We start from the raw sequence: 17753 nt of genomic DNA on the forward strand, positions 1-17753 counted from the left end.
TTTAGTATAAAACAAACAATCTCATGAAAAAGAGAACGACATCGTGAAATGTCATCCTCTTTTTTACATACTTAAGGTGTTCGGAAATTAATCGTGAAGTACGGTGCATTGTCTCGGAATGCCACACCGACATCGGCTTGCTTGTACTCTTTTTTCAAAATATTTTCTCGGTGTCCTTGTGAATTCATTAGACCCCAATGCGCGGCAAAGACGTTCGGATACCCCATCGAGAGGTTTTCACCAGCATAGCTGAACGTGATTCCTCCGCGTTTCATCCGGTCGAACGGATCACGACCTTGTGGATCTGTATGCGAGAAGAAATTATGTTTCGCCATGTTTTCGCTGTGACCACGGGTGACCGGCTTCAATGCTGTGTACGGTGCTAACGGATTCAACTTATAGTCAGCGCGTTCCCAGTTCATCAAGCGAAGCATTAATTTCTCATCCGTCGTCCGTAGCGCATTTGATGACGTACCGTAGAAGCCTTTTTTCTCCGCTTCGACGTCTTTCGGAATCGCAAGTGTCGCTTTGACTTTATTGCCGTCATGTTGATCGAAGAAGTACGTTACATAGTTCCCTTTCTTCTCATAAACGGCGGCATGGTCCAGATTCAGCATGTAGTTTGTGTTGCCTTTACGATAGGACTTCACTGCGGACCACCCCTTTTTCTTCAAAGAGGATTCCGTATCCTTATTCAATACTGCACCTTGTGTCGTCACACCGTTTTTGAAACGATATTTTCCGTAGTCCTTACCATCCTTCGTTAAGGCGACGAATTCTTCCGTTGAAGTCCGTCTGACTTCCCAGTCATATCCGGGATACTCACTGCTATATCGATCAATCAGCTTGCCGCCACTTTTCGGGTAATCGGCTTCTGCCTGTTCCATTGGAATGTTTTCGTAGCCGAAAAAGGCTACCGCTGCTACTCCGATGATCAACCATTTTTTCATGTCGTCGTTTCGCCTCCTTTAATCTCATTACCTTTATTTTAAAAGAAATTGTTTCCCCCGAACAGTCATTGGCTCTCATTTGTCTAAATCACATCTTCTGTCCACAAACCTGACACATTTCATGAGAACGCTCTTCCTTTAGTGAAATGCTTTCTTTTAAACGATTCTTGAAAACATTTAGTACAGAGACTAAAGTATATTCCCCTTTTCTTAAAATGTGTGAACATTCTTTTATTTCATTCTCAGCGAATTTTGGTTGCTCTCCGAATCTTGACTCGGTATCATTAAAATTCGTAAGCCAAACTTTCAATGCTTTTCCAAATAACATAATGATATGAAGGAGCTGACCTATGGTTTTACTGTATTTCATTTATGAATCCATTGCCTTTTTACCCATTCAACAATACTTATTCTCCGGCTGGATGATCCTTGTCGCCTTGACTGTATCCTTTAGCTTAGCCAATGCCCACGAAGATGTTCGTCTCAATCAACGACTTGGATTTGAAATACTCGTTCCAGGTTCCGGTATGTTGCTCTCAAAACAATTCATTCCTGGTCTCGCTATCATTCTATTATTGATCATCATTCACTTCACGTATATGTTCCGTGCCATCCCGTTACCCGTTGCCTTAATTTCCACACTCTCGATCAGTACACTCTCACTTCTTTTACTCTTTATCCCAGCACGCAAAAAAGCGGACCGCTAAGTCCGCTTTTTTTGATTTTATTGGTATTTCGTTGTTTCAGCTAGTTTGTATTTGTTCGACAATTCAAGCCAGATCGTTTTGCCTTTGATTGTCTTCACTTGAATGTATGGACGCCCCTGTGACACGCGAAGTGCGAGCAATTCACCTTGTTGATCGGCGTGTGTTTCACTAGCTTTATCCCAGTTGCGACCCAATTTACGTTCAATGAAGATATGTTTTCCTTTTTGAACAGCACGCCAGATACCGACTTCTGCCGTTCCTTTGACCGGTACTGCCGTTTGTGCACCTTGAATCGAGATGATCGCTGGATCGTGGTCACTCGCGCTACCGTCTGCTTCCATGTAATCCGAGTTGATGTTGACGATATCCGACGATGTATACGACTTCAAGTTATTCGAAATTAAGATATGGTCGAGTACTTGCGCATTTCCGTTGTAGACGTACGAGTAACGCTCAGATTTCGGAAGATCATCGACTGTGTTCCAGAGATTTTTCCCTTTCAGGATGTCTAACGTTTCTGAGAACTGGAAGTCGTTGAGGTCACCAAGAACGACGACATTCGAATCTTTGACTTCCGTCTTCAATTCAGAAACGAAGTTTTGGACGATGTTCGCAATCGCATGACGCTGGACTTCACTCTTACGAACGACCGGTTGGTTTTTACCGAAGTCAGCTCCATCGCCACCTTTTGAGTTGAAGTGGTTGACGATGACATGATATGAATCACCATTAAAGAGGAATTCCGCGACGAGCGGTTTCCGCGAACTCGCGAAGTTCGGATCCGTCGGCTGAATGCGACCCGGGTTTTTCGTCAGCTTACCATTTTCAACTGACACGGCTTCCGTCGCTCCACCTTTTTCTCCTGGTGCGAGTGATACACGCGCTGGATTGTAGAGGAACCCGACACGGATGTTTCCGCCTGGTTGCCCGCCGTCCTTTTTATCTTCTGGTGCGATGTCCGTATACGCATACCGGACACCTGTTTTTGCTTCGATCGCTGCGATCAATGTCTCAAATGATTTCGAAGCGTCGACTGTGCCGCTATCCGTTGCGCCGTCGTTATCCTGCATCTCTGTCAAACCAACGATGTCTGGTGTCTTCAGGAATGTCGCGATGCCTTCCGAGACACGATCAACTTTTCCAGCATCGGCTGTCGACGCGAAGTTCTCGACGTTGTATGAAGCGACAGTCAGACGTGATTCACCCGTTTCGATGTTCGTCGGTTGACGTTCCGCTTCGCTCGTAACGAGTTTCGGAAGGTCTGCTGCTTTTGCGAGTACTTTGTAAGCCGAATAGTTGTAGCTCATGACACCCTCAATCGTTCCATCGAATGTGTCTCCGGCTTTCGCACGATACGATGAACTTCCCATCTCGACGAACAAGCGCTCCGGATTGACGTTGTCCTTCGTCAGAATCGGTGTGCCACGTTTCGTATAGACCTTGTTTGCGTCTGTTTGTGTACGAACTGGGATCGTCCGGTTCGCTTGTGGTCCTGTGACGATCGCGTTCGGTAAAGCAACACGCATGCCTTCTAAGCTTTCGTATAAATCGATCGCATCTTCTTTCGGGTCAAACTGAGCGAAGGAATCGTTATCGACGACTTGAGTCGGAATCAAGACGCCTTTATCACCAAGGACGATACTCGCTGGTAACCCTTCGTTGAGCGCACCCTTTACGAGATTGACCGTACTGATTTCCGTAACGGCTAGATCCGTATCGAATTTATCGCTGTATCCGCCGAGGATCCATTCTTTGACGTAACCTGTCGTCGCGACCTTTTGTCCAACGGCAGCACCGTGGTTTTTCGCGTAGACGAGAATACCTTCTGATGTCCGGCTGTCGTTATCCGGATTTGGATCCTGCATGTAGAAGTTGTTCGCATCAACGACATACGTGACGACGCCCGTCGTCCGGACGAGTTGATCTGCGTATGGTGATGTGTGCGCGACGCCTTGGATACTGCTGATTTTAGTGATTGGTGGTGCGATGTAGTACTTGAATGTCGAGACAGCTGACGTTTTCCCGTCCTTGACAGCAACTGCTTGAATCGTCACTTCGTCATTGATCGTAATCGGTGATGTGTAAACCGGACTGTCAACAGTCGGTGTCGTACCATCAACTGTATAATGGATCGTTCCTTCACCTGACAGTGTCACTTGATCCCCACGCTCGACCTCACCGACTGGAGTAGCCGTTGGTGCAACGAGAATATCGCCGGCTTCCGTCTGATGGCTACCGAGATTCGTCAGTGTATCGACAGGAAAGCTCGTCCACTGTGATGGTTCATACGTCTTAACACCTGATGTAACACCTGATTTCCGAACAAGTGTCGTGTCTTTTGCGAAATCAACGGATGAACCGATCGGTCCGATGATATCAAGGACAACGTCGCCCTTTTTTAATGCAACCGGATCATTTCCGTTGAAGTTCAACGAACCCGTCGTCATTTGCGCTTTTGCTTTGATGTCTGCATTCGCACTTGAATTCGCGATAACGAATGTTTTACCTGGATCTACTTTCCCCGATAATGTGATTTTGGACTCAGATGGTCCACCGTTCGTGTATTGAACGAGTGTATAGTCTGCTAAATCAATGATTTGCCCCGATCCATTGTATAGCTCGATTGCCTTGTTGTTACTTGTTCCTTCTATGTATTCAGACAAGATGACGCCTTCGCCTTCTGCCCCGACAAGACCCGCTTGTGGAAGGATTCCTGCAGTCAATACTCCGGCCAATGCCCACTTTCCAAACGTACTGCCGTATTTCATGATGTGACCCCCTATTGAATTTTCTGACACTTCTTTATAATATCAGATTATATTCAAAAGAGTGTATATTTTTCGTAAAAAAAGATACCATCCTTCGTAAATGAAAGAAATGGTATCGCTTACAACATTTTATTGTTCGTCTTTGTGACTTTCGTACCATTTTTCAGCTTGTGATGTCGCAATCGGAATAGCGCGTCCCTCTTCATACCCTTCTTCTAACAAAGCGTTCGCGATCTCAATCGCTTTTTTTCGAAGCGGTGGATCAAAGTTCTTGAATGAATCCGGATAGTTGTTCTCATTCCATGGCATGTCGTCACCCCCTTCTTTCCGCTTTACCCGAAAAAAGGCATAAAAAAAACGCCTCATCAGCGTGTCGTTGTTTTTGGTTGTCATGAGAATCGAGGATTACAGGTGATCAAAACACCTGAAACGACGAAAGCCCTACCTCTCTTTCGTTGTTACGGCTCCTTGGCCGCGCCAGCTGAATCAAGCATTTTAGCAAGAATCGTGATACGTCTGCAACGGACGCATGATACTGGGATTTTTAGAAATAGCTCGGGAATGAGCGGAAAAGTATCGATTGGAAGGTTTATCTTGCTGGGTCGACTTCTTCCCGTAGTATGAAGAAGGACAAAATAAAAGCGATGACTTATGTCTGACTCATTTGTCAGTAGCGGTCTAAAAATCCTGACCTGTCGATTTAATTGTATGATATGGATTGAAGATTCTCACATGAGTGATCATCCCCGATTCATGACTTATATTAATTTATCATACTTTCTTTTATAAAGTCAATCTTTCTTTTAGAAAATCGTTTTCCCTCGTCTTGGAATCAGAGTTGCACCTGCTACAAAAGCCGAGTATCGTGAAGAGGACTTATTACTATAGAAGAAACGAGGGAAATCCATCATGTCGAATCGACTTATCCATGAAACGAGTCCCTATCTATTGCAACATGCCCACCACCCTGTCGATTGGTATCCCTGGGGTGAGGATGCCTTCACTGCCGCGCGCGAGACTGGTAAGCCAATCTTTTTATCAATCGGGTATTCGACGTGTCACTGGTGCCATGTGCTGGCACACGAAAGTTTCGAAGATGAAGAAACGGCACGACTCTTAAATGAACGCTATATCTCGATCAAAGTCGACCGAGAAGAACGTCCCGATATCGATCATTTGTACATGACGGCTGCTCAAGTCATGAACGGACAAGGCGGCTGGCCGCTGAGCGTCTTCATGACAGCGGATCAACAGCCATTTTATATCGGCACGTATTTTCCAAAAACGCCTCAGTTCAATCGTCCGAGTTTTCGTCAAGTGACACTCCAGCTCAGCGAACAATTCCGCCGTTCACCAGAGAAAATCGCACAAGTCGGTCAGAATATGTCGCAGACGCTTCGCGACGTATTGCAGCCTGCGACGTCTACCCGTACTTGGAATGAATCGATCATTCATGACACTTTTGATCAAGCGATGCGACAATTTGATCGTCAACATGGCGGATTCGGAGAGGCACCGAAGTTCCCGTCGCCTGCCCTGCTCCGTTTCTTGCTCGATTATTATCAGTTCGCGGAAGACGAGACGGCACTTCATATGGTCATGCGATCGCTGATCGCGATGCGTGACGGCGGGATGACGGATCAAGTCGGCTACGGTCTATTCCGCTACACGGTCGATGCCAAGTGAGAAATTCCTCATTTCGAGAAGATGCTCTATGACAATGCCTGGTTTGCGACAGCATGCATCGAAACGTATCAAGCATCGGGTCAAACTCGCTTCCGTCGCTATGCAGAAGAAGTGCTGACGTTTGTAGAACAGGAATTGACCGCACCGGACGGCACCTTTTATGCCGCACTGGATGCAGATAGCGAAGGGGGCGAAGGACATTTTTATACGTTCACGGAGCGTGAGCTGACCGACTTGCTCGGACTAAACGCGCTGTTCCCCCGCTTCTATCATGCTTCATCATCGGGAAACTTTGAGGGACGGAACGTCTTTTACCGGACAGGACGAACACTCGAGGCATTCGCACGTTCTATTCACTTGTCGCTTGCTGAAACAGCGTCGCAACTCGAACACGAGCGCCAAATTCTTCTTCGTGCGCGAAATGAACGCATGCGACCGTTCCGTGATGATAAACGGTTGACATCGTGGAATGCGATGATGATCTCGACGTTCGCTAAAGCCGGTCGTGTGTTTGGCGAACCGTATTATACACGTGTCGCAACGCGTGCCATGACGTCACTCGAGCGATTCGTTCGTACTGAACAGCATCTTGCAGTCCATTACCGCGATGGACAAGCAACCGGTCACGGTTTCCTCGATGACTATGCGTACATGATTGATGCACATCTTGAACTATTCCAGTCTACACACCATGCTCTCCATCTAAAGGAAGCTTTAGCATTTGCAGATGTGCTGCAGGACCAGTTCCAGACAGCAGATGGTTATTTTTATCTGACGTCGTCACGCTCCGACAAACTACTTGTTCGTCCACTCGATCTGTATGATGGCGTCACACCTGCCGGAAATAGCATTGCCTTGAACGCCCTTTTCACGCTCAGTCGTCTTACTGGTCGTCTCGTTTATCAAGAGAGTGCTGAACGGGCTCTCGCAACTTTAATAGAGGAAGTCGAGCAACAACCGACCGGATTCGCCTCACTTGTCAGTACCTTCACCTACCGGCAGATGGAACCGAAGGAATTGATTATCTTGCTTCCGGAAGAAGTAGACATCCCGCTCGAAATCAAGCAACTGCAACAGTTACGCTTACCGGAAGTTGCTTTGTTGATCGGTACGAAGCGCGACCTTCTTCCGCACGTCCCACTGCTTGCGGAGTATCCAGAACCAGACGCACCAACGGCTTATCTCTGTCATGATTTTTCCTGCGAACGTCCGACGACGCGTTTAACGGAAATCCTCGCACGTCTCAATATCTAACCATATCCCCTCTTGTTTAAAAAAACAGGAGGGTTTTTCAAAAAACCAGACCCCTTTTTTCAAAATTATTCAATCTTTTGTTCATAAAAATCCGATATTGTCGATAGTAAGGATAGGCAATAGATTTTACAACTTAGACTTAGACATCCTAGAAGCCGATTCCGTCCATCCGGACGAATATCTACTAGGAGGAAAGATACTTTGAACACGACATCATTCTCGAAGACCTTGAAGGTGTTCGCAAGCTTTCTCATCGTTTTTAGCATCGTTTTGACATCTCTTCCGATGGCTGAAGCAGCAACGACGAAAGCGACGACCTACCGTCTGTCTACCGATAGTTATCTGTACGATAAGACGGCATCTTCTCGGAAACGCTTGTTGACGATCAAGACCGGAACTGTCGTTTCATCTACGTATGCTTCTGGCTCGTTCAGAAGGGTCACATATGCTGGAAAAACGGGATATGTCGCGTCGAAATACCTCACGCTGTATGAAAAGAAACAAACCGTTTCAGGACAGCGCTACCTCGTCCTCAAAAAGACACCGATCAAAAAGACAGCAGTGGATACTGCAACGACGATCGGCACGTTGAACGAAGAGGATGTGTACTACACGTCACAACGTGTGACGAATCCATATGGCGAGACATGGTACCGCGTCAAATATGACGGCAAGACAGGCTATGTCGCAGCTGGCGCAAAAGCGGTCGCATATAAAAAGGTGACGAACACGACGTTAAAAACGATCGATGCTTACATCTTGCGTCAGTACGCTGGAACAGGTTATCCCAAAGTTCAGACCATTCCATCTGGAAAAGACGTCAAAGTCGTCGGTCGGATCGAAAAATGGGTCAGTATCCAGTACGACGGGAAGACAGGCTACATGCATCAAGATGCGTTCGCCTCTTCTGAAAAGCAAAATGTGACATTAATTCCACAAACACGGTATCAGACGAAAAGTGTGACACCACTTTACAGTCAAGCCGAGGCAAAACAAAGTCTAGCGAGTCTACCAAAAGGTACGGTCGTCACCTCGAATGCTAAGACGGCAATCTATCACCAAGTCACATATGCCGGAAAGACAGGGTATGTCTTATCCGCTACGTTGGCAGAATACACAGAAAAAACAAAGCTTCCGTCTTCACGCTTCTTGTTGACATCACCACTCGTCATCAAAACGACACCTGCTGCGAATGGAGAAGCACTTGCGACACTGAGTGCCGGAAACGTCTATTATACGAAAACACGTGTGACGAATCCGCTCGGCGAAACATGGCATCAAGTATCGAAGGAAGGTAAAATCGGATTCGTACCAGCCAATCAAAGGACAGCGATTGCATACGAAACTGAATCAAACCTCTCTTTAAAAACGACGGCATCGACGGCGATTCGTTCGTATGCTGGTCCATCGTATGCAACAGTACAAACGATTCCGAGCAATACCGTCATCAAAATTTCTGGACGGATCGGGAATTGGTACCGTGTCAGTTATAACGGTAAAACGGGATATGCCGCATCAAACACGTTTACGACACTTGCGACGAAACAAACGATTTCAGGCGCCCGCTTCGAACTGGAAAACACGGTTTCCATCAAATCTTCACCCGACGCACAAGCATCGACACTTGCAACACTGCAGAGCGGTGACATCTATTACACGACACAGCTCGTCACGTCAAACGGACAGCAATGGCATCGTGTCAGTAAGGATGGAAAGACGGGCTACATTCCTGTCAACCAAGGCAAGAGTGTGCAGTACCAATCGGACCGGATCGTCATGCAGACGACGGCTTCGACTCCACTTCGCTCGTATGCCGGAAACACTTACGCGACCGTTAAAACGATTCCTTCTGGTACAAGCATTACTGTCACTGGAATGATCGATGACTGGTATCGCGTGACGTACAGCGGGAAGACGGGTTATATCGCTTCACGTTACGCCAAGGAAAAAGTCATGACGCAATCGATTCCTTCTTCTTATTATCGCCTTGAACGTACCGTCGAAGTGAAAGCATCGCACCATGCGACAGCAGAAACCGTCGTTCGCCTTTCTTCTGGAGACGTCTATACGACGAATCAAGTCGTCACGAATGGTCATTCCGAGCAATGGCATCGCCTGACAGTCGATGGGAAGACCGGCTACGTTCAAATCAATCAAGGTTCACCGGTCACCTATGAGAGCGTTAATAACCACCGCTATCAAGCAATGACGGATACGACACTCCAGTCGGATGCCGGTTCAGCCTATGCGACAGTGACGAAGCTTCCAAAAGCAGCCGTCGTTCAAGTAACAGGCAGTCTCGATCAGTGGTTAAAGATCAGCTACGCTGGGAAAAATGGTTATGTCTTAAAATCAACACTGACACCATATACCGAAACGAAAAAGATCACAGGTGCACGCTTCTTGGCGAATGAATCGCTCGTCGTCAAACAAGCACCGGACGATCAAGCATCGAATGTCACGACACTCGCGTTCGGAAATGTCTATTACACTTCTGCTTTGATCACGTCGTACACGAACACGTCGTGGCATAAAGTAACGATCGACGGGAAAACGGGTTATATCCGTACCGGACAAAATACGTCATCGATCAAATATGAATCAAAGGACAAAATGTATGTACGGGCAACATCAGACGCTGCCTTACGGTCTTACGTTGGTAGCTCCTATAATGTCATCAAGACGATTCCGAAAAACCTCGTCGTTACTGTCTCCGGTCAAATCGGTGATTGGTATAAGATTTCTTATGATGGAAAAAGTGGGTACGCGTATAAGGGGGCGTTCGTGACGACTTCTTCGAAATTAAACGTCTATAACTCTGTCGCGACACCGTATACGTTCGATACCTTCATCAGCGCCCAGATGAAACTGAACCCACCACCACAAACGGATATCTATAAAGATAAATTGATGTATGTCAGTACGGGTTACGTCCGTCTCGGCGGCGCACTTGATCCAGTCAATGGAACAATTGCGACTGTCACAGCGACGACACCACTTAACATCCGCTCTGGTGCTTCGACGGCGAGTCACGTCTACGGTCAGTTCCAACCTGGTCGAATGATTCGCGTCTATCAATCAGTCAGTGGCTTCTATACGACAAAGCCACGTGTCTACACGAGTGCGACAAGTGGTTACTCAACGATCCAATGGTTGAATGCCCTCGAAACGGACGTCCGTGATGTTGCCGATCCACTGAAAGTCGACCGCAACTCTTCTGCCTTCTATCAGTTCCTCGATCTCTCGAAAACGACAGGAGCATCGGCTGCGACACTTGATAAGATGTTAGCGAACGTAACGAAAGGACTCGGGATCTTCAATAAGTGTAGCAACGGTAGTTGTGGACAAGCGTTCATCGATGCTGGTCAAAAATACAGCGTCAACGAAGCTTACTTGATCTCACACGCTTTACTTGAGACAGGCAATGGACAATCGACACTCGCAATGGGTGTGACATGGAATGGACGTAAAGTCTATAACATGTATGGAATCGGTGCGTATGATTATGATGCGATCAACACCGGCGCTGCTTATGCCTATAAAATGGGCTGGTTTACATCAGAAGCGGCAATCGTCGGTGGTGCTGAATTCATCAGCACGAAGTACATCCATAATGAATACGGACAAAACACGCTCTACAAGATGCGTTGGAGTCCGATGCGTCCTGGTAGCCATCAATACGCAACAGACATGGGATGGGCCGTTAAGCAAACGTCTCGAATCTATTCACTCTATCAACAGATGGATAGCTACACAGCTGTCTTTGATATTCCAGTCTTCGCTCGTTAAGGAGACGATGAACCAACGTCTTTAAATCAATAAATGTGTTCCAACATCAAAAAAAGGAAAGACCGTTCTGGTGATCCCACCGGAACGGTTTTTCCTTTTTCATTAGTAGCGAACGAGCAGGATCATCCTCAACTCCTGCAGGAAAAGAAAGCGCGCTCGACGCTTTCGACAGGGATAGGTAAGACCCGGTAGACCGCATAAAATGCAAGGATGTCGCAGCTTACCTCCCACCTGCGGAAAGGGAGGATGACCAACTGACTCGTTCGTCTTATGAAACGATAGACTGATGATGTTGCGAAGAAAACCCCTGCATTTACGCGGAAGGGCTCCCCTAGCGTTCCATGTCATCGGCGACGATTTGGATATCGATTCCGCGGACATGACGCATGATTTCATTGATGATCGATCCGCGTCGGATTTCCTGCCAGCGGGTCCGCGCGGATTGACCGAGGACGATTTGCGTGATGCGATGATGTTTGGCAGCGGCGGTAATCGCTTGAGCAATCGAACGTTCGCCTTGAATCCGGATCAGCACTTCTGCTCCGAACAAGGCACCACTCTCCCGCACCATCGCAAGCACTTCCTTCTGTTTCGCATTCAATTGATTTTCCGCTGCCGGTAAAATCGTCAGAACATACAGTTCCGCCTTTAATCGACTTGCCATGCGAAATCCGCGATAGATCAACTTTCGCGCGTTATCATTAAGCTGGATGCAGACGAGAATCCGTTCTTGTAACGTCGCCGGGTCTTTTTCAATCAACAAACGTGATTGATAGACTTGATCGTCGACTTCGTCCGCGACTTGTCGTAACGATAACTCCCGTAAGCTCGCGAGATTCTGAAGCGAGAAGAACGAATTCAGACTCTGTTCAATCTTTTCTTTCTTGTAGATTTTCCCTTGCTCGAGTCTCTCCCGTAACGTTTGCGGCGTCACGTCGACGAGTAAGATCTCATCGGCCTCTCCGAGAAATGGATCCGGGATTCGCTCCCGGACCTCGACACCCGTCACTTCTTTGACTTTAAAGAGTAAGCTTTCGAAGTGCTGGATGTTGACGGCCGAGTAAACGTTGATCCCGGCGTCAAGGAGTGCCGCGACATCTTGATAGCGTTTTTTCCGTTCTGATCCGGGAGCATTCGTATGCGCCAGTTCATCGATCAGGACAATATCCGGGTGACGGGCAATGATCGCGTCCACGTTCACCTCAGGAAACACTTTCTCTTTATAGACGACTTCAAGTAACGGGACTTGTTCGAGCTGTCCGACCATCTCCGCCGTCTCTTTTCGACCGTGTGTCTCGATCAGACCGATGACGACATCCTTGCCTTCAAGCGTCAAGGTTCGTGCATCGGCAAGCATCTTATACGTTTTTCCGACACCAGGAGCTGAGCCGATATAAAGCTTCAGCTTTCCCCGTGTCATGATTTGCTCCGATCAAGTGCTAGGTTCAAAAGGAGGACATTGACGTAATCATGCGTCCCGGCTTCTTTCGTGATTAGCTTGCGTACCTCGTCACGCGATAGGTCGCGTGCGGTTGCGATACGCTTCGCTTGATCCAAAGCATAAGCGACTGAGATGTGCGGATCGAAACCAGAACCGGATGTCACGAGGGCATCGTCCGGAAGCGAAGCGCCGTCCACTCGGTTCTGTTTCTGCAATGCCGCTATCTTCGTGCCAAGCTCCGGGTTCGATGCTGCCAAGTTATCCCCAGCAGATGATCCCGCTAATTGATCGACCGCTGATGGACGTCCGTGAAAATACTGTTTCGACGTGAACGGTTGGGCAATCAATTCCGATCCAATGAATTTTCCGTTTTCCTGTACGAGTGAACCGGCTGCTTTATCCGGTACGAGAATCTGACCGAACAGCGTCAACAAGGCGGGAAAGACGATCCCGCATAATGCTGTGATGAAGATCGTCACACGAATGGCTTGTTTCATGATTCGTTTTCTCCTTAAAGGATGCTTGCAAGCAAGACATCGATGATTTTAATCCCAATGAACGGTACGACGACACCGCCAAGACCGTAGATGAGTAAGTTACGCCCGAGCAATTGATCGGCTGTCATCGGTTTATACGAGACACCTTTCATCGCGAGCGGGATCAGCATCGGAATGATGATCGCGTTGAAGATTAGAGCCGACAAAATCGCTGTCGTCGGGGAATCGAGTCGCATGATGTTGAGTACTTCCATTTGCGGAATCGCGACCATGAACATCGCCGGGATGATCGCAAAATATTTTGCGACATCGTTTGCAATCGAGAACGTCGTCAACGCTCCCCGTGTCATCAAGAGCTGCTTTCCGATTTCGACGACTTCGATGATCTTCGTTGGGTTCGAATCAAGATCGATCATGTTCGCTGCTTCTTTCGCGGCTTGTGTCCCACTGTTCATCGCTAGACCCACGTCCGCTTGAGCAAGCGCTGGTGCATCATTCGTACCGTCTCCTGTCATGGCGACGAGGTGACCGGCTGCTTGTTCTTGCTGGATGACACGGATTTTATCTTCCGGTTTACATTCGGCGACGAAGTCATCAACGCCTGCTTCGCGAGCGATCGTTGCTGCCGTCAACGGGTTGTCGCCGGTACACATGATCGTTTTGATCCCCATCTCACGCAACCGATCAAACCGTTCCCGCATTCCTGGTTTGACTGTGTCTTTCAAGTAAATGACTCCAAGAATCGTCGCATCTATCGCAACGACAAGTGGGGTTCCACCTAAGCGTGAGACTGAATCGATCGTTTCTTGCAAATCATTCGGAATCGTTCCGCCTTGTTCTGTCACCCATTCTTGAATTGCTTGACCCGCCCCTTTCCGTACACGACGACCATCCGTCAAATCCAGACCTGACATCCGTGTTTCCGCACGGAACGGAATGATTTCTGCTCCATCTAACCACTCGCGTTCGACTGGCATGTCTCGTAGTTCTGCGAGTTCTAGGACAGAACGTCCTTCCGGTGTCTCATCGGCTAAAGAAGCGATGATCGCCCCTTCGAATGCTTGCTCGACAGAGCGTCCACCGACCGGCGTGATCTCTGACGCCATCCGGTTCCCGAACGTGATCGTTCCCGTTTTATCTAAGATGATCGTTTGGATATCCCCTGCTGCTTCGACCGCCTTCCCGCTCATCGCGATGACGTTAAAACGGGTGACACGGTCCATCCCGGCGATGCCGATCGCGGACAGCAAACCACCGATCGTCGTCGGAATTAAACAGACGAGCAAAGCGATCAAGATTGGACCAGAAAGATTGAATCCAAGATAGTTCGTAAAGACTGGTAACGTCATGACGACGAGTAAGAAAATCAATGTCAAGCTCGTCAACAGTGTTGATAAAGCGAGCTCGTTCGGTGTTTTTTGACGGCTTGCGCCTTCGACAAGTGCAATCATCTGATCGAGGAACGATTCCCCTGGATTACTCGTGATCCGGACTTCAATCTCATCACTAACGACGAGTGTTCCACCGATGACCGACGAGAAATCACCCCCCGCTTCCTTGATGACTGGTGCCGATTCCCCTGTGATCGCCGATTCATCAATCGAAGCAAGACCTTTGATGATTTCACCGTCACCTGGTACATATTCACCGGTCCGGACGAAGACGATGTCGCCTTTCCGGAGTGTCGCGGACGAGACGCTCTCAATCAATTGTCCGACACGTTTACGAGCCATGACGTCCGCTTTCGACGCTTTTAGCGAGTCTGCTTGTGCTTTCCCGCGTCCTTCGGCGATCGATTCTGCGAAGTTCGCGAACAAGACCGTCAAGAAGAGGATGATGCTGACCGTCAAGTTAAAACCACGCATCTCATCAATGAAGATCGTATAGCCGATTGCGAGCAAACAACCGATCCAGACGACGAACATGATTGGTTGTTTAATCATGTTGACGGGATTCATTTTTTTAAAGGCATCAATTGTCGCCTGGCGCGCGATTGAGCCGTTGATTGCTGATTTGGATTGGTGTTCCGGCTGCCCATTCGGTTGGTGTTCGTCGGACGTCGGATGCATGATACGTTCCATCATATGCTTTTATCTCCTGTTCACATCGTCAGCCAGTCCGCGACCGGTCCAAGTACGAGCACTGGCAAGAATGTCAATGCACCGACGAGTACGACCGTACCGAGGAAGACTGTTCCGAAGAGTGGTGTGTCTGTTTTGAATGAAAACTCATCTTGCGGCACGGATGGCTTCGCCTTCAGCGAACCAACGATCGCAAGCATTAAAATCAATGGGATGTAACGTCCGATGAATAAGGCGAACGACGTCGAAACGTTCCAGTAGACATTCGCGTCCCCGAGCCCTTCAAATCCAGAACCATTATTGGCTGTCGCCGACGTGAATTCGTACAAGACTTGTGATAGCCCGTGATAGCCTGGATTCGAGATGCCAGCGACGCCTGGTGCAACGTACATGGAGATCGCCGTTCCGACGAGAATCAAGAATGGTGGCACGAGAAGTGCGATAGCGATCATCTTCACTTCGAACGTCTCGATTTTCTTACCAAGGAACGTTGGTGTCCGACCGATCAAGAGACCTGTCAGGAAAACTGCGACGAAAGCATAAAGCAAGACATTCAAGAATCCAGCTCCGGCACCGCCGTACACGACGTTGAGCATCAAGTTTCCGAGCTGGATCAATCCAGCAAGCGGATGGAGTGAGTCATGCATCGCATTGACCGCACCGGTTTCAGCCGCTGTCGTAATCGAGCTATAGAGCGCTGTACCGACTTGACCGAAGCGTAATTCCTGACCGTGTGCAGTCGGGTTCGCAAATAGGCTACCTGCCATTCCGAACGTCATCATGATAAATAAAATCGTCATGACACCGAGGAAAAGTCGCCCCTGTTTCGCAGAACCGATGATTTTGCCGTATGCGACAGGAAGTGACATCGGAATCAATAACATCAAGAACATCTGGATGAAGTTGACGAACTGATTCGGATTTTCAAACGGATGCGCTCCGTTTGCTCCGAAAAAACCACCGCCGTTGTTACCGAGCTGTTTGATGACCTCAAACGCTGCGACCGGACCACGATAAATCAACTGTTTCGCTCCTTCAAGCGTCGTGACGCTGATTGCGCCACTAAACGTCTGTGGTACGCCGAGTAAAATCATCAACATACCGAAGAAGAATGAGATCGGAAGCAGGATACGTGTGATGAAGCGAACGAAGTCCGCATAAAAGTTACCGAGCGGTTTATTCGCAAGACCACGGATGACAGCGATACAGACCGTGAATGCCATCGTCGGTGCGACGAATAACATCGTCCCGAGGACGAACGTTTGTGAGAGATACGATAACGCTTCACCTGAATAATGCTGTTGATCGGTGTTCGTCATGAAACTGATCGTCGTATGAAGCGCAGTCGACCAATCAAGATTGGCAGCACCGTTTGGATTAAGCGGCAGATTGCCTTGGAAGCGAAGCAACAAGTACCCACCGATAAAGAACAGTAGATTGACGACTAATAGACTTTTTGAATAGCCGACCCACGATTGATCTTGTTTCTTTTCATCGACACCAAGTAACGATAGAAGGCGTCGTTCGACCTTACCGATTGTATCGACCCGACGCTCTGCGATCGGCGCGAAGTACATCCCGATGTAGCGACCGAGCAAGACCGCTGCACAAAGTGCAATGACGAGTAGGATCCAAAATTGGATCAGGAATTGAGTCCACATGTTTTTCTTTTCTCCCTATGCGATTAGAATTTTTCTGGATACATCAGACAATAACCGAGATACAAAAAGACGAGACAACCCGTCGCTAGTAAAAACCACGTCATTTCCGGTCACCCGCTCTCCACTGGACACGTTCGATCAGTCGAATCATTCCGGACGTCGTACCGAAGAAGAAGACAAGCAGTACGATACTCCATAGTTCTCCCATTATGAAATTACCCCCATATTATTCAATATTTTTACAATTAAGCACGACAAAAAGACGATGTGAGGCGAAAAACGGCCCCAGCATCGCCTTTATAACTTGGCATACTGAAAAAAGAGTCGTTCCCTCCTAAAAACGCCTGCGAGGTTAGCTGTCGGATTCGGGCATACCTAGGATTTCGCCCTACCTTTCCCGTTCGGAAAGGATTCACCCCGTGTCACGTGTCGTGACGATTGGGTCCCCCGCTTCAATCATGAATTCGGCGTACTTTGAGATCGAAGCATTAACATGTTAGTGTTCGTTGATGAGATGGATATTACTCCGATTTTTTAAGGTTGTAAATAGAAAAAATGAAAAAAAAATAGTCTGATTTTTTAATGACTTACTTTCGAAAAATAGTGTTTTTCGACTCTATACTATAGAAGAAAAAAAACCACAGAAATCGATTCTTTCATCTAAAATGGAGGAGCTCCTTTTTAGATCGAATCGCTCTGCGGTTTCATAAGCAAATCAGAATTATGATTGCTGATTCATTTTGGCATGGACCGTCAAAGGAGCTAGCATCGTCACCCATAGGGCAACCACTCCAGAAACAAGAATCACAATATCGCGTTCGAATCCAAGCGTCAGTAAGGTAATACAACTTCCGACGAGGACGAGACAAAGCGTCGCGATCATGACGAACCGCGATTGTTTCAACATTTTTCTCATGTG

13 protein-coding genes and 1 riboswitch are annotated in these 17753 nt (G+C 47.8%); of the genes, 4 read left to right on the forward strand and 9 right to left on the reverse strand.

Going from position 1 to position 17753, the window contains the following annotated elements:
- Positions 1-71: 71 nt before the first annotated feature.
- Positions 72-950, reverse strand: coding sequence for a CAP domain-containing protein (locus ASG02_RS10475; RefSeq protein WP_035410321.1), 879 nt, complete (start codon positions 948-950; stop codon positions 72-74).
- 350 nt (positions 951-1300) lie between these two features.
- Here ASG02_RS10475 and ASG02_RS10485 point away from each other — a divergent pair, with 350 nt between their 5' ends.
- Positions 1301-1657, forward strand: coding sequence for a hypothetical protein (locus ASG02_RS10485; RefSeq protein WP_035410328.1), 357 nt, complete (start codon positions 1301-1303; stop codon positions 1655-1657).
- Between the two features lie 17 nt (positions 1658-1674).
- Here ASG02_RS10485 and ASG02_RS10490 read toward each other — a convergent pair whose 3' ends face one another.
- Positions 1675-4425, reverse strand: a complete 2751-nt coding sequence (locus ASG02_RS10490) for an FN3 associated domain-containing protein (protein ID WP_056063209.1) — start codon at positions 4423-4425, stop codon at positions 1675-1677.
- A 129-nt stretch (positions 4426-4554) separates the two neighbouring features.
- Positions 4555-4734 carry a hypothetical protein gene (locus ASG02_RS10495; RefSeq protein WP_035410333.1) on the reverse strand — a complete coding sequence of 60 codons (180 nt, stop codon included), beginning with the start codon at positions 4732-4734 and terminating at the stop codon, positions 4555-4557.
- Positions 4735-5334: 600 nt separating this feature from the next.
- On the opposite strand from ASG02_RS10495, the gene ASG02_RS15830 reads away from it, so the two are divergent.
- From ASG02_RS15830 to ASG02_RS10505, 3 genes are all read left to right on the forward strand, one after another.
- Positions 5335-6111: a thioredoxin domain-containing protein gene (locus ASG02_RS15830; protein WP_235514028.1), complete on the forward strand. Its 777-nt coding sequence runs from the start codon at positions 5335-5337 to the stop codon at positions 6109-6111.
- Between the two features lie 21 nt (positions 6112-6132).
- Complete coding sequence (locus tag ASG02_RS15835; protein ID WP_235514029.1) at positions 6133-7365, forward strand: thioredoxin domain-containing protein; 1233 nt, start codon at positions 6133-6135, stop codon at positions 7363-7365.
- Positions 7366-7566: 201 nt separating this feature from the next.
- On the forward strand, positions 7567-11154 hold the full coding sequence (locus tag ASG02_RS10505; protein WP_056063212.1) for an SH3 domain-containing protein: 3588 nt from the start codon (positions 7567-7569) through the stop codon (positions 11152-11154).
- 331 nt (positions 11155-11485) lie between these two features.
- On the opposite strand, the gene ASG02_RS10510 is transcribed toward ASG02_RS10505, so the two are convergent.
- From ASG02_RS10510 to ASG02_RS10530, 6 genes are all read right to left on the reverse strand, one after another.
- Entirely contained in the window at positions 11486-12574 is a 1089-nt protein-coding gene (locus ASG02_RS10510; RefSeq protein WP_056063215.1) for a universal stress protein, read from the reverse strand.
- Positions 12571-13092 (reverse strand): K(+)-transporting ATPase subunit C, encoded by a 522-nt coding sequence (gene kdpC, locus ASG02_RS10515; RefSeq protein WP_056063218.1) that lies wholly within the window; start codon positions 13090-13092, stop codon positions 12571-12573. Before kdpC ends, ASG02_RS10510 begins: the two co-directional genes overlap by 4 nt.
- Positions 13093-13106: 14 nt before the next feature.
- Positions 13107-15176, reverse strand: coding sequence for a potassium-transporting ATPase subunit KdpB (gene kdpB, locus ASG02_RS10520; protein WP_369814210.1), 2070 nt, complete (start codon positions 15174-15176; stop codon positions 13107-13109).
- A gap of 17 nt (positions 15177-15193) precedes the next feature.
- Entirely contained in the window at positions 15194-16834 is a 1641-nt protein-coding gene (kdpA, locus tag ASG02_RS10525; protein ID WP_056063220.1) for a potassium-transporting ATPase subunit KdpA, read from the reverse strand.
- A 23-nt stretch (positions 16835-16857) separates the two neighbouring features.
- The gene (locus ASG02_RS15935; protein ID WP_071908832.1) at positions 16858-16938 is read right to left on the reverse strand and encodes a potassium-transporting ATPase subunit F; all 81 of its coding nucleotides are present in this window, start codon (positions 16936-16938) and stop codon (positions 16858-16860) included.
- 222 nt (positions 16939-17160) lie between these two features.
- Positions 17161-17314: riboswitch (cyclic di-AMP (ydaO/yuaA leader) on the reverse strand.
- A gap of 241 nt (positions 17315-17555) precedes the next feature.
- Entirely contained in the window at positions 17556-17750 is a 195-nt protein-coding gene (locus ASG02_RS10530; RefSeq protein ID WP_023469379.1) for a hypothetical protein, read from the reverse strand.
- Positions 17751-17753 lie beyond the last annotated feature (3 nt).

This window comes from Exiguobacterium sp. Leaf196 (assembly GCF_001423965.1).
In the GTDB taxonomy this organism is placed as follows: Bacteria; Bacillota; Bacilli; order Exiguobacteriales; family Exiguobacteriaceae; genus Exiguobacterium_A.

What these genes read in the sequence shown, in the direction of transcription:
- ASG02_RS10475 (WP_035410321.1), bottom strand. Translation starts at nt 950, where the DNA reads ATGAAAAAATGGTTGATCATCGGAGTAGCAGCGGTAGCCTTTTTCGGC.
- ASG02_RS10485 (WP_035410328.1), top strand. Translation starts at nt 1,301, where the DNA reads ATGGTTTTACTGTATTTCATTTATGAATCCATTGCCTTTTTACCCATT.
- ASG02_RS10490 (WP_056063209.1), bottom strand. Translation starts at nt 4,425, where the DNA reads ATGAAATACGGCAGTACGTTTGGAAAGTGGGCATTGGCCGGAGTATTG.
- ASG02_RS10495 (WP_035410333.1), bottom strand. Translation starts at nt 4,734, where the DNA reads ATGCCATGGAATGAGAACAACTATCCGGATTCATTCAAGAACTTTGAT.
- ASG02_RS15830 (WP_235514028.1), top strand. Translation starts at nt 5,335, where the DNA reads ATGTCGAATCGACTTATCCATGAAACGAGTCCCTATCTATTGCAACAT.
- ASG02_RS15835 (WP_235514029.1), top strand. Translation starts at nt 6,133, where the DNA reads ATGCTCTATGACAATGCCTGGTTTGCGACAGCATGCATCGAAACGTAT.
- ASG02_RS10510 (WP_056063215.1), bottom strand. Translation starts at nt 12,574, where the DNA reads ATGACACGGGGAAAGCTGAAGCTTTATATCGGCTCAGCTCCTGGTGTC.
- kdpC (WP_056063218.1), bottom strand. Translation starts at nt 13,092, where the DNA reads ATGAAACAAGCCATTCGTGTGACGATCTTCATCACAGCATTATGCGGG.
- kdpB (WP_369814210.1), bottom strand. Translation starts at nt 15,176, where the DNA reads ATGATGGAACGTATCATGCATCCGACGTCCGACGAACACCAACCGAAT.
- kdpA (WP_056063220.1), bottom strand. Translation starts at nt 16,834, where the DNA reads ATGTGGACTCAATTCCTGATCCAATTTTGGATCCTACTCGTCATTGCA.
- ASG02_RS15935 (WP_071908832.1), bottom strand. Translation starts at nt 16,938, where the DNA reads ATGACGTGGTTTTTACTAGCGACGGGTTGTCTCGTCTTTTTGTATCTC.
- ASG02_RS10530 (WP_023469379.1), bottom strand. Translation starts at nt 17,750, where the DNA reads ATGAGAAAAATGTTGAAACAATCGCGGTTCGTCATGATCGCGACGCTT.